Below are 13,617 nucleotides of genomic sequence, written 5' to 3' on the forward strand. Positions count from 1 at the left end.
TGATAAGCTGTAAATTAACTTAATAGTCAATATAGTATATAAAATGAACCATATGCTGTATCAATTCTTCAATGAAATCAAAGACCTTTGTATTGCATAAAGTAACTAAGATATTATTATGAATGATTTAGCGATTAGAGACGTAAAAATATATAAAGCGTCTTCAGAGCTTAAAAAACCCATTTCAGATTCAACTCACACATTAACTGAAATCTCCTTTATTATAATGAGAATTCAGCTAGAAAATGGAATTATTGGAGAATCATACCTGCTGTCTTTTCAATATTCTCCAAATGCTATCATAGGAGCCTTAAAAGATATTGTTCCGGCAGTAAAAGGACATCAATGTTTTGAAACAGGAATTGTACATCAGAAATTAGAAAACCTCTTTGAGTATTTTGGAAATCAAGGTTTATTAAGATGGTCACAAGCTGCTGTAAATATCGCAATGTGGGACGCTTGGGCCAAATCTCAAAAATTACCTGTTCATAAGTTATTAGGTGTCACCAAAGAGAAAGTGCATATATATGGAAGCGGTGGGTGGATTTCGTATTCGATTGATGAACTAATAGAAGAAGTTACAGACTATGCAAACCGTGGATTCAAAGCGGTAAAAATCAAGGTAGGATCTCCAAAAGTTAGTACAGATTTAGAAAGGCTGAAAAAAGTACGTGAAGCGGTAGGAGATAAAGTTGATATTATGATGGATGCTAATCAGGGTATGGATTTACCATCAGCAATTAAATTATCTAATGAGGCAAAGAATTTAAATATTCATTGGTTTGAAGAACCCGTAAACCATCAAAATTTTCAGGCTTTTGAAATATTAAAAAATCAAACAGGAGTTTCTTTGGCCATGGGAGAAAGAGAGTTTGATACGCTGGCCTTGCGCGAATTGATTTCGAGAAATGCTTTGGATATTTGGCAACCTGATATTTTAAGGATAGGCGGAGTTGAAGCTTGGAGAGAAAGTGCAGCATTGGCCAATAGCTTTCATCTCCCCGTATTACCCCATTATTATAAAGATTATGATGTTCCATTGTTGTGTACTATTTCCAATGGAGTTGGAGCTGAATCTTTTGATTGGGTAGATCCATTAATTGATAACCCTATGGTCATTAAAGATGGGTATGCAAAACCACATGATTTACCTGGTTGGGGGTTCAATTTTATAGATGATAGATTAACCGAAATTAAATAATATGGCTTTATCTGTATTTTCTTTAGAAGGAAAATTGGCATTAGTTACAGGAGGTGGAACTGGTATAGGTCTGGGAATTTCAAAAGCTTTTGTTGAAGCAGGAGCACGAGTTGTTATTACCGGGAGAAGAGAAGAAGTATTAAAAAAAGCTGTTGCCGAATTAGGAGAAAAATCGACATACCGTGTAAATGATATTACGCGTAAAGAGGGAATACCTGTATTAGTCACAGAAATAGAAGAAACAGAAGGACCCATAGAAATATTAGTAAATAACGCCGGTATACATCATAAGGCAAATGCTCAAGAAACTTCTGATAAAGACTTTGAAAGGATTTTACAAACCAATGTTATGAGTGTTTTTACGCTTACTCGAGAATGCGCCAAATATATGTTGCAGCGAAAATGCGGTTCCATTCTTATGATAGGTTCTATGGCTGGTTTATTCGGGATAGATAAAGTAGTAGCTTATGGGACATCAAAAACTGCATTAACAGGACTAGTCAATGCTCTAGTTACAGAATATTCAACTAGTAACGTTCGTGTAAATGCCATTGCACCCGGTTGGATAGAATCTAATATGTTTTTAAATGCCATTAATAAAGACGAAAAACGTAAACAACAAATCGTTAATCGTATTGCTATGGATGGTTTTGGTCAAACCAGTGATATTGGTAATGCTGCGGTGTTTTTAAGTTCTGAGGCGGCAAGATATATAACAGGAGTGGTATTACCGGTGGATGGCGGTGCTACTGTAAGTTTTTAATAGATGAATAGACCTTCTTACATAGAAAACTATGAAATAAGTGATGCTTTTGGAGGAGAAAGTCGCCTGGTTTTTGGCACTTCAGGATTAGGAGGTGTATGGGGAAAAGTAGAAGCGCAGGAATCTGTAGATACCTTACTGTATGCATTTGAAAACGGAATTTCTGTCTTGGATACTGCACCTTCTTACGCCAATGCAGAGAAATATGTGGGTGAGGCAATACGGCAATGGAAAGGTAAAAAGCCATTTGTTAGTACCAAAATAGGAAGATTAAAAGGAAATGATGCTTTTGAGGTAAAGCTTGATTATTCTAAAGACGGAATGAAAAAAAGTTTAGAAAACAGCCTTGAAACATTAAATACTTCAATTGATTTGTTGTTTCTACATGAACCACAATTAGTCCCTCTCGATCAAATTGAAGATGTGATTGAAACGTTGCTCGAATTTAAATCGCAAGGTTTGGTGAAGGAATTGGGTGTTGGGGGAAATCCTAATTCTACTTTTATGCCTTATGTAAAAAAGAAATACTTTACCGTAGTATCGGGTTTTCTAAAAATGGATGCTTGTAATCTTTCAGTTTTTGATGGAGAAATTCAACAGTATAAAAAGGAAGGAATCGCATACTATGCAGCTTCAGCACTCCACTTTTCTTTATTAGGAAATCGATTCAAAAAATATCAAAACGATGGAGCTGATGGAGAATGGATTACAGAATCAGATCTATTGAATGCGAGAAAGGTAAAAGCAATAGCAGATAAACAAGAAATGTCTTTGGCAACATTAGCACAACGTTATCTCTTTTCGATCAAGGAAGCAGACCGTGTGGTTATGGGAGCAAAAAATCTTACCCAAATAAAGTCAACAATTCATGACTGGAAGTTGGGAAAACTGGATCAGGAAACCTTTGAAGAAGTAAGCAAAGTTATATTAGATTAAATGAGCTATGAAGATAATACGATTAGAAAAACCAGGAGTTTGGAAAAGTTATTCAAAAGAATTTCCAGGTAGGGATTTACAATCTGGAGAAGCATTGGTCAAGGTTCATAAAATGGGTGTCTGTGGTACAGACTTACATGCCTTTAAAGGCAACCAGCCTTTTTTTGAATATCCAAGAATATTAGGGCATGAGTTAGCTGTAGAAGTATTAGAAATAAGTGCAGAAGTATCTAATGTAAAAGTGGGAGATCGATGTTCTGTAGAACCCTATTATAATGAAAAAATTGGACAGGCCGCTAGAAGAGGGAAAACAAATTGTGGGGATTATTTGCGTGTATTTGGTGTACATGTCGATGGTGGGATGCAGGAAGTCATGAAGATTCCGGCAAAAAAATTACACCCTTCAGATACATTATCCAATGACCAACTGGCTATGATAGAACCATTAGCAATTGGTTGTCATGCTGTCGATCGTGCAGAAGTAAAGAAAGATGATATTGTACTGGTTATTGGAGCTGGTCCTATTGGTTTAGGGACTATTCAATTTGCTCAATTGACAGGAGCTAGAGTGATCGCAATGGATATTGATGCCAATAAGCTTAAAAAAGCACAGGAAATTACTCAGGTAAAAGATACCTTATTAGTCTCAGATCACATCGAAGAAGATTTAGAAGAACTATTAGCTGGTGATTTGCCAACTATAGTTTTAGATGCAACAGGTAGCCCAAAATCTATGTTGAATACATTCAAGTATGTTTCAGCCGGAGGCACCATTGTTTTTATAGGATTGTTCCAGGGAGACATTGTTTTTAATGACCCTTATTTTCATAAAAAAGAATTGACTTTAAAGGCAAGTAGAGCGGCATTAAGTACTGATTTTAATAGGATTATTAAACTCATAGAAGCAGGAAAAATAAACCCTGAAACGTTTATAACACATCGAATGAATTTTGATGATGTGCCAACAAAGTTTGAAGAACTTTATGATTATGGAGGAGTATTGATAAAGGCAATTATTGACTATTAATTTTTTTTAGACCCGTAAGTACTATTTATATGAATATTTCATTTATCGACCTTTCAATTATAGCCATTTACCTAATTGGTATTGTGATTGTAGGTATTTGGGCCGGAGGTGGTTTCAAAAAACAATCTTCTAACAATTACTTCCTTGCTGGAAGATCATTGGGTTGGGGAGTTGTCGGAGCATCACTTTTTGCCTCCAATATTTCAACAGTTCATATTGTAGGTTTCGCAGAGTCTGGATTTACCTCGGGACTATCCGATGGAATTTTCGAATGGATGGCTATTCCATGCCTGGTATTTTTAGGAATTTTTATTGCACCTTTTTATTTTAGAAATCAAATCGCTACAATTCCAGAATATTTTGAGAGACGGTTTGATGGTGTTTCCAGAACCTTTATGGTTGTTTTTGCCATTTTAACAGCCTTATTAATCCATATAGGAATTAGTTTATACGCAGGAGCTACCATCATGAAGGAGTTTTTTGGACTAGACCAATTATGGGGCGTATTGTTAATCTCAGGTTTAACAGCGCTGTATACTATTTTAGGTGGCTTAAAGGCAGTAGCAGTTACTGAATCTATACAATCCGTAATGTTATTGGGAGGAAGTATTCTCATAACCGTATTCGGTTTAATGATGCTACCAGATATAGGTATTGCCGATTTGGCCTCTTTTAAAGAAAGCATCAAACCAGGAAGTTTATCTATGCTACGCTCGGATGCCATAGTAGCCGAGACAGGTGGGATTCCTTGGTATGCTGTATTTTTAGGGTATCCAGTATTAGGTATTTGGTATTGGTTTACAGATCAGACTATTGTTCAAAGAGCTTTAGGGTCAAAATCTGAAAAGGATGCACGTATTGGTCCAATGTTTACAGCAGTTTTAAAACTAGCGCCAGTATTTTTTATGCTCTTGCCAGGTTTGATTGCTTATGTGCTTTTTAAAGATGAAATTACTACTGCTGGTACAGGACAAACATTTTCTATTCTTGTTAATAAATTACTCCCGGTAGGATTGGTAGGATTAGTAATTGCTTCTTTGCTTGCTGCGCTTATGAGTTCGGTTGCAGCTGCTCTAAATAGTTCTTCAACGCTAGTTTCTATAGATATCATTAAAAGGCTAAAACCAGAGACTAAAGATGGCCGCTTGGTTTGGTTTGGAAAAATAACTGCTTTTGTGGTAATGATTATCGCTATTCTTTTTTCATTAATTGCTGGATCAAAAGGTGGTTCTATCATCACTATTGTAAACTCTATTGGTTCTAGTATTGCACCATCAATTTCAGCAGTTTTTATTCTTGGTTACTTTTGGAAACGAGGTACTAAAGAAGCAGCAAAGATTACTTTTGGGATAGGGTTGATCATTGGGATATTAATGTTTGCCTTAGATTTTCCGGATAAAAATGGTATAAAATTAATTACCGATACTTGGGGCATCATATTTATGATGCAAGCGTGGTGGGGTTTTGTTATTTGTTGTCTGATCTTTATCATTATAAGTTTATTGACTCCTACGCCAACAGAAGCACAACAAGCTCTTACCTTTTCTGGTAGCGCGTATTTTAAAAAAATAAAATCAACCTTTGATTATCGAATAATTGGTATTGTAGTATTAATAGTATTGGTCGTATTGTGGCTAATAATTGAAATGATTGCATAACTTAAAAAATACATAAGAATGAAAAAATACATCGCTATAGTTTTATTGATCTTTACGCTATGTGCTTGTAATCAAAACAAGGGAGATGATGGAAAAGTGAGAAGGTTCACATTTGCTGTTTCTTCATCAGTAAAATTACCCTCAAACCTGAATATAAATGATACATCCATAGAAATAGAAGTGTTTAAATTGAATGATAAAGCGTTTTTGATCATTGATGCTCCAGGTAATTACAACTTCGAAGATGTATTAACTACATTACAAAAAAACAATTCTTCAGTATTTGTTTTGTTAGAATCTCTATCTCCCTTAGAAAGAGTTTACAAATTAGATCAGGAATATGAATATACGCCTCTTGAAGGACAACTGATATCCATTCAGGAAAATACAAAAAAGTATGTTTTGACCTTAGAAATCATCAATGATCCTGAATTAAAAAAAGAATATAAACGAGTACATGGTAAGGGAATGGCTTGGCCAGAGATCACCGCCAATATGAAAGAAGTTGGCATAAAAGATATGGAAATCTATTGGGAAGGCTATCAGGCGTACCTAATTATGGATACCAAAATGGATTTTGATTTTGCTACAGATGGAGAAAAATGGAGCACTTTACCTCGGGAGTCTGAATGGCAAGAATATGTGGCAAAGTTTCAAAAAGTTGATCCACAAAGTAAGGCTGCCGAAAAGTGGCAAACTATGATTCTGCAAAAGTAAAAAGGTATTTTTTCTAAAGTATTATGAAACAGATATTAAGTATAACATTGGTTTGCATATCCCTTATTGGATATGGTCAAAAAATACAAGAAACCTATAAACCTACATGGACTTCATTGCAACAACATGAAATACCACAGTGGCTAAAAGACGCTAAATTTGGAATATACACTCATTTTTCTTTAGAAAGTATGAGATTTATCAAAGGCAATGAAAATAAATATCAGCATGAGATGATTGGTGATTTCAAGTTTGAAAATTTCGATGCTGCTGAATGGGCAGAACTTTTTAAAAAATCAGGAGCCAAATTCGCGGGTCCAGTTTCATGGCATGGAAGCGGAATGGTACATTGGGATAGTGATTTAACTCAATTAGATGTTGTCGATATGGGACCTAAAAAAGATATATCTGCATTATTAAAAAAAGAAATCACAAAACGTAATATGAAATTCATCATGTCTTTTCATTCAGGATATTGGTATCGCGCTGCTATTGATAGAGATAACCCTGGTAGAAAAGATTCCAATTTTTATGAATTATATGGACCGCCTCATGATGAAGATGTAACAGATGCTATACCTTGGGAAAATCATATTGAAAAACAATCTAAGTATACAGAAGAGCATCTGGATCTTTGGTTAGCAAAAATGAAAGAAGCCGTTACAAAATATAGCCCAGATATTTCTTGGGTTGATGTTTCTTTTGGGGGTAGCGTTCGGGCACATAATATAAACTCCTTTAAAAATGGAAAGGTGGTCTCTAAAGAAGTCTATTTTAGTGGTGTTAATGAAAGTAGACAAAGAGAATATATTAGTCATTATTTTAATACAGCACTTAAAAATAAGCAAGATGTAGCATTTGTTTATAAAGAGCATGATATCCCACCTGGTATTGGAATGCGAAATTTTGAAAATGGACTTATTGATCAATTGACATATGATACCTGGATGACCGATATTGACATATGTCAACCTGTTAGTTGGTGGTATCAAGAAGGTATGGGAATTAAAGATGCTAACTTATTAATTGACATGTTAGTAGATGTTACATCAAAAAACGGAATTCTGTTGTTAAATGTACCTCCAAAACCTGACGGTGCTTTTGCAGATTTTATAAAAAAAGAACTGTACGAAATTGGGGATTGGTTAGAAATCAATGGAGAAGCCATTTATGGAACCATGCCTTGGTCTATATATGGAGAAGGCCCATCATTTCTTCCCAATACAGGGCACTATTCAGAAAAGAAAATTAATGCCTCCTATACATCCAAAGACTTTAGGTTTACCCAAAAAGATAATATACTATATGCTACTTGTCTAGGAATACCTAAAGGAGAAATTACTATTAATTCGTTAGGGTCTTATGGAAGATTATATGCAGATGATATACTTTCTATTGAACTATTAGGTAGCGATGTAGAATTAAAATATCAACAAAACAAATATCATTTAAAAGTTGAAATGCCTACTAATTTTGAAGGTAAATATGCTTGTGTTTTTAAAATTAAAAGGAAGTCTTAACTGAATTTTTTATAAAAGTTTAAAGAATGAAAAAAATAATTTACATACTATTTACTATTAGTTTAGTGGCTTGTCAATCAAAAAAAAAGGATAAAATTGAAGTTGATACAGAAAATCAAAAACTCACAACACAAGCATTCAAGTTTGAAGAAAATTGGGATAGTTTAGAGCAATATAAGATTCCTCAATGGATGAAAGATGCTAAATTTGGAATCTTCATACACTGGGGACCTAACTCGGTAGCTGAACTACATACGGACTGGTATCCTCGCTGGATGTACATGGATTCAGGGCAAATAGACCATATTACAGGAGAATATACCAGTAGAGAGCCTCATCCTGCTGTAGCACATCACAGAGAGAAATTCGGTGACCAAAAGGAGTTTGGATATAAAGATATGATCCCGCTATGGACAATGGAAAATTTTGATCCAAAGGCTTGGGCAGAATTATTTAAAAAGGCCGGCGCACAATATGTAATCCCTGTTGCAGAGCACCATGATGGTTTTGCTCTTTATGAATCTGGTATTACACCTTATAATGCAATGGATATGGGACCAAAACGTGATGTTTTTAAGGAATTGATAGATGAGGTTAAAAAACAAGGCTTGATATCTGGTGCCAGTTCTCATTTGGCTTTTAACTGGAACTATTATAACCAACAAGATTACTTTGATACCGGTGATCCACAATATACAGATCTCTATGCCCCAAGGCATGAGCGAAATGCTCCTGTGAGTAAAGAGTGGTTGGCTAATATGTGGTGGCCTCGAACAAAAGAAATCATAGATAAGTATCAGCCAGATATTTTGTGGTTTGATTTTTATCTGGATCGTCCAGAATTTGCCCCTTATCATAAGAAATTAGCTGCGTATTATTATAATTCAGGCCTCGAGAGAGGCAAAGATGTAGTACTTCAAACCAAGAATCTAAAATATGAATCCTATAAAAAAGGAACTCACATGTTGGATTTGGAGAGAAGTAAAATGGATTCCTTACGTAACGAGTATTGGCAGACAGATACATCCATTGGTAAGAATTCATGGTACTACGCTAAAAACTGGATTCCTAAATATGCAGATGAGTTAATTGCAGACCTAGTCGATATTGTTAGTAAAAATGGCTGTTTACTGCTTAATATTGGTCCCAGGAAAGATGGGATTATTCCAGAGGATCAGCAAAAAACATTATTGGATATAGGAGAATGGTTAGCGATAAATGGTGAAGCCATTTATGGATCGACTTATTATGAGGTATATGGTGAGGGTCCAACAGAAACCAAAACCGGCCATCTTTCTGAAGATAAAAATAAAGGTTTTACAGAAGAAGACATTCGTTTTACGATCAAGGATGATTTTTTGTATGCTACGGTGTTGGTCGAACCAACAAAAGATATCAAAATCAAATATCTCACTTCATCAAAAATAAAGGTTGATACTATAAAACTATTGGGATATGATGGTGACATTGTATTTAAGCAAAATGCTGAAGGTATTACAATTTCATTACCATCTAATGTAAATCTGAAACATGCATGGGTGTTTAAGATGATTAAGAATTAAGAAATTCAAATTGAGTATAATTTAAGGTGATTCCTATGAGTACGATACATGTATTTTCATATGCTCACGGAGTAGTTACCAAAAAAGATTTTGAGGATGTGAGGTGTCCAAATTGGATTTAGAATATTTAAACGGATGATGAGCAGGTGTTTTTATGCAGTAGAGCACTTTGTTTTCCTGGATTGAATATTAAAACTTCCCTCTTGTTTTGTATTGTTTTGGAGCTATTCCAAACCTTTTTTTGAAAGACTGAGAAAAACTAGAAAGACTAGAAAAACCCATTTCTTCATAAATCTCACTTGGATTTTTTTTGTGAACACCGATGAGGTAAGCTGATTTCTCGAGCCTTTTTTCACGAATCCATTTTCCTGGACTGACTCTGTATAAATCAAAAAACACCCTTTTAAATGTAGAAATGCTCATATTACATAGAAAAGCCATTTCTTCTATTGTACTCAAATTGAATATGTTCTTTTCTATAATCTTTTTAAACATACTTTCATTACTGTAGCTAGTGGGCGTCTTAAAAAAATCAATGACAGATTTCCCGTATTGTTCAAGAAGATATAACATAATCTCTTCAAACTTTATAAGTTGTAGCCTAGAGGAGAATGTACTATTGTCATGAAAAATTTCTTTTATAGTAGTCTTAAAGTTATCAAGATAAGAATCTGTGGAAATCGAGATTTTGTTTTGTATAGAAAGTTTAGAATTTGAATGGTTGCATAAATCTTGATATTTATGCCTAATACGTTCTAAAGCAGTAGAGTTGAAAAAAATCAAGATGCTATGATAGGGCTTGTCGGTTGGTGCAATTTTAGTGGATAAATAATTACCAGATTTGAAGAGTAAACAGGAGTTGCGGTCATAAAAGAAATTTTTATCCCCTACAATGATGTGCTTTTTTCCGCTTAATAACAGAGTAATACAATGACTATTAAATGTGATTTTTGTTCTATGGTCAACATCATCACTAACATGATAATAAAAAATAACATCATTATATTCAGGCACTCTTGTGCCAATTAAAATATCAGGAAGATTTATTATGTTCATAATAGCATAAATTTACCTCAATCTTTCTGATGAAGATATTGGTTTTTTGTATTTCTTGTTATCATCCTTTCAAAACCAGATCTTGTCTTTATTACTTGTTATCTCAATAGTATGGATTAAAGAAAGCATCCACTCAGAATCTACTGCTTTTAATTTTAAGATTTATAGATTCATAATCACCAAATTTTCTGAATACTACTCCGATTTTTACAAGATAACCTTGATAGGATACCCGTTTCTATTTCTAAAACATGGTTTGTACCATACGAATATAATTGTAAAAATTAATGATGTGATACTTTTTGCAAGGTAAATTTCTCAAAATATTTGGACATCTATATTGAAAAAATGAAGAAATAATTAAGATGAACTTTTTTCTAAATTTTTTGAACTAATTGAATAAGTTCGTGTGATATCGTAAGCTCTATTTTTGTGAAGGTATAAGCCATCTGATTCAAACACCACATTAAAAAACAATTGATATGAGCCGAAAAATGAACAGACGAGAAATTTTAAAGACCTCTGCGTTAACCATGGGTGGGATGTCTATAGCTGGTTTTAGCCCCAGTAGCATATTTTCTGATGATGCTCATGATTTATATTTTGAAAAAAAAGTTGCTTTTATTACCGGAGGTGCCAGAGGAATAGGTTTTAGCACGGCAGAAGAATTGGCCAAACTAGGTGTTCACATTGCTATTTATGATATAGCCATGAATATAGAAGATGTGCCCTATGAATTGTCTTCAATTGATGATTTAGAAAATGCCAAAAGAAAGATAGAATCATACAATGTAAGTTGTATAATATTTAAAGGTGATGTGCGAAATGAAAAAAGCCTTATAAGGGCACTATCCGAAACGAAGAAAAAATTTGGAAAAATAAATTTTGTAGTGGCTAATGCGGCAGTAACGCGTTTTGGAGATTTGCTGAGTCATAATGAAAATGTCACCCAGACCCTATTGAATATTAATCTAAAGGGAGTAATTAATACCGTTAAAGGGGTTATTCCTATTCTAAAAGAGCAAAACTCAGGAAGAATTATAACCATTAGCTCAATGGCTGGTAGAGAGGGCACAGGTTTTTTTCCAGTATATGCTGCTACCAAATGGGGTGTAATCGGTTTTACAAAAAGTATGGCAATCGAATTAGGTGAATATGGTATTACTTGTAATACAATTTGCCCAACTGGTGTGAAAACCAAACTTGTACTAAATGAGCATATGGCTCAAATATTCGGAAAACCAGATGTAGAAAATAGAGGAGAAGGGTTCAATTCTTACTTAAAATCTACTGTTCATACGTTGCCCATTGGTTTGTTAGATCCTATAGAAATAGCAAAAACAGCTGTTTTTCTCTGTAGTGAAGGAGCACGGTATATTACGGGGGCAGCACTAGATGTTGCAGCAGGTTGGAATGCTAGGAATACGGCATAGCCGCAAATAGAACAATAAAATAAATTATAATATTATGTATAAACTCAAATCAAATGAGATTTAAATTACTTGATTCCACCATATGTTTTCTTATATTTTTTCATTATGCCTTCTCACAACAATCAGCATCTGCTCCAACTAAGACCTTATATGAGATTGAAGATCATGTATATATATTCCAAGGTGGTGGCACATGGGCTTTGACCTCTATTATATTAGAAGACAATGATACACTTATCCTTATTGATACACATTTTTCTGATGAGAATAATCTGCTGTTAATTGAACAGTTAAAAGACATGTTCCCTAAAAAGAAGGTAGGCACAATTGTAATTTCACATCCACATGCCGATCATTTTATGGGAATTAAATTGTTCAAAGAAGCATTTGGTGAAATTGACGTTATCTCAATTAAGGGAGAGAACGATCACATAGAAAAAACCACAAAAATTCTATATCAAGCCTATGAGGAAGTTTCTCCACAAAAACTGGTAAAACCATATGATATAGTTCATCCCAATATAGAAGTAGACAAAAATTTTACTATTCCATTTGCCAATAGATCCGCAGAATTCGAAATTATCGACCAGAATGAGAGTTGGAAATCACTCATAATGTATTTGCCTGACACTAAGCTTTTATATCTAGCCGATCTTTATTGGGGAGGGCTTGCCCTGGATATTGAAGGATTTGGTGCCTCGCTCATACTTTGGGAAAAGGAGCTTAGAAATGTTATTGACAGGCCAACAGGAAAAATCATCCCGGGTCATGGAGTGGGATTATACCATCGGGATAAAATTAAAGAGTTTCTTAACGACATTTCGGGTTTTATTATTACCAGTATAAGAATGATCAAACAAGGAATAAAACGAGATGAATATATACAAAGTGATTTTCATGATAAAATTATCTTCTTTGGAGGGCGTGAGTTAAATCTGGGTCACGCATATGACGAAATCAAAACATCCATTAAAAATGAAAACAAATAAATACTTAAAACTACTATTTTCGCTAATACTAGCAATCATATCGAGTTGTTTTTTAAATGCTCAAAAACTTGATCAAAAAATACTTGAACCACCTTTTATGGCAAAAAGTGAAAATTTTTCGATCGTGCTGTTCAATCTCGATGCCCATGGTGTACAAGAAATTTTGCCTGAAGGAGTTCAACCAAAAATAAAAGAAGATGGCCAGGTAACGGCTGGACTAGAGTTGTATACAACCTCACGTGTACAAGGAATGCCAATTTTTTCCATTGCATTTATTTATGTCGAGGTAGAATTTATGGAGAGTAAAAATGGTACTCCAGGGCATTGGGCCATTTGGGGAGAAACCAATAACAAAGAAATTTTGGCCAGTATGAAATCGAATTATGGCTTTCCATATCAATATTCTTCAGAAATCAGTATCACAGCCAAAAAAGGAAGTTATATGAGCACGATATTTGGAGACGAAGATGAACGTTTACATATACAATTAAAAAAAGAACAGGCAACAGAACCTTTGATAGCACAAGGAATTGTCAATATGTGCGGAAAGATAAAAAATGGAAATAATGTACAATCAGAGGTTACTTGGTTTACTACTGGTCAGAAAGCAGAAGTAATTTCTATAGAAGTTGAACCAGGTGAAAATAAGGTTTTACAATTGTTAAAGGACTCAAAACCATTTTGGGCCATGGTTAGCGAAGAACAGGTTTTCTGTTACTCAATTCCAATTTCAATCACGCATAACTAATTTATCA

12 protein-coding genes are annotated in these 13,617 nt (G+C 34.4%); 11 read left to right on the forward strand and 1 reads right to left on the reverse strand.

Annotation, left to right across the window (positions count from 1 at the left end):
- Positions 1-118: 118 nt before the first annotated feature.
- The 8 genes from PQF96_RS09685 to PQF96_RS09720 are packed head-to-tail and all read left to right on the forward strand — an operon-like array spanning position 119 to position 9,384.
- Positions 119-1,201: a mandelate racemase/muconate lactonizing enzyme family protein gene (locus PQF96_RS09685; protein ID WP_271765903.1), complete on the forward strand. Its 1,083-nt coding sequence runs from the start codon at positions 119-121 to the stop codon at positions 1,199-1,201.
- A 1-nt stretch (position 1,202) separates the two neighbouring features.
- Complete coding sequence (locus PQF96_RS09690; protein ID WP_271765904.1) at positions 1,203-1,964, forward strand: SDR family NAD(P)-dependent oxidoreductase; 762 nt, start codon at positions 1,203-1,205, stop codon at positions 1,962-1,964.
- Positions 1,965-1,967: 3 nt separating this feature from the next.
- Positions 1,968-2,900: an aldo/keto reductase gene (locus PQF96_RS09695; RefSeq protein ID WP_271765905.1), complete on the forward strand. Its 933-nt coding sequence runs from the start codon at positions 1,968-1,970 to the stop codon at positions 2,898-2,900.
- Positions 2,901-2,907: 7 nt separating this feature from the next.
- On the forward strand, positions 2,908-3,927 hold the full coding sequence (locus PQF96_RS09700) for a zinc-binding alcohol dehydrogenase family protein (RefSeq protein WP_271765906.1): 1,020 nt from the start codon (positions 2,908-2,910) through the stop codon (positions 3,925-3,927).
- A gap of 29 nt (positions 3,928-3,956) precedes the next feature.
- Entirely contained in the window at positions 3,957-5,585 is a 1,629-nt protein-coding gene (locus PQF96_RS09705) for a sodium:solute symporter family transporter (protein WP_271765907.1), read from the forward strand.
- A gap of 18 nt (positions 5,586-5,603) precedes the next feature.
- Complete coding sequence (locus PQF96_RS09710; RefSeq protein WP_271765908.1) at positions 5,604-6,302, forward strand: L-rhamnose mutarotase; 699 nt, start codon at positions 5,604-5,606, stop codon at positions 6,300-6,302.
- A 23-nt stretch (positions 6,303-6,325) separates the two neighbouring features.
- On the forward strand, positions 6,326-7,822 hold the full coding sequence (locus tag PQF96_RS09715; protein WP_271765909.1) for an alpha-L-fucosidase: 1,497 nt from the start codon (positions 6,326-6,328) through the stop codon (positions 7,820-7,822).
- A gap of 26 nt (positions 7,823-7,848) precedes the next feature.
- Entirely contained in the window at positions 7,849-9,384 is a 1,536-nt protein-coding gene (locus PQF96_RS09720) for an alpha-L-fucosidase (RefSeq protein ID WP_271765910.1), read from the forward strand.
- Between the two features lie 189 nt (positions 9,385-9,573).
- On the opposite strand, the gene PQF96_RS09725 is transcribed toward PQF96_RS09720, so the two are convergent.
- The gene (locus tag PQF96_RS09725) at positions 9,574-10,440 is read right to left on the reverse strand and encodes a helix-turn-helix domain-containing protein (RefSeq protein WP_271765911.1); all 867 of its coding nucleotides are present in this window, start codon (positions 10,438-10,440) and stop codon (positions 9,574-9,576) included.
- 482 nt (positions 10,441-10,922) lie between these two features.
- Between PQF96_RS09725 and PQF96_RS09730 the strand changes: the two genes are divergently transcribed.
- Genes PQF96_RS09730 through PQF96_RS09740 form a run of 3 tightly spaced genes read left to right on the forward strand, consistent with a single transcriptional unit; the run spans position 10,923 to position 13,610 of the window.
- Positions 10,923-11,873: an SDR family NAD(P)-dependent oxidoreductase gene (locus tag PQF96_RS09730; RefSeq protein WP_271765912.1), complete on the forward strand. Its 951-nt coding sequence runs from the start codon at positions 10,923-10,925 to the stop codon at positions 11,871-11,873.
- Between the two features lie 53 nt (positions 11,874-11,926).
- Positions 11,927-12,862: an MBL fold metallo-hydrolase gene (locus PQF96_RS09735; RefSeq protein WP_271765913.1), complete on the forward strand. Its 936-nt coding sequence runs from the start codon at positions 11,927-11,929 to the stop codon at positions 12,860-12,862.
- Positions 12,849-13,610, forward strand: a complete 762-nt coding sequence (locus tag PQF96_RS09740) for a hypothetical protein (protein ID WP_271765914.1) — start codon at positions 12,849-12,851, stop codon at positions 13,608-13,610. The genes PQF96_RS09735 and PQF96_RS09740 overlap by 14 nt, the downstream gene beginning before the upstream one ends.
- Positions 13,611-13,617 lie beyond the last annotated feature (7 nt).

This window comes from Aquimarina algiphila, from assembly GCF_947494415.1.
Taxonomy (GTDB): Bacteria; Bacteroidota; Bacteroidia; order Flavobacteriales; family Flavobacteriaceae; genus Aquimarina; species Aquimarina algiphila.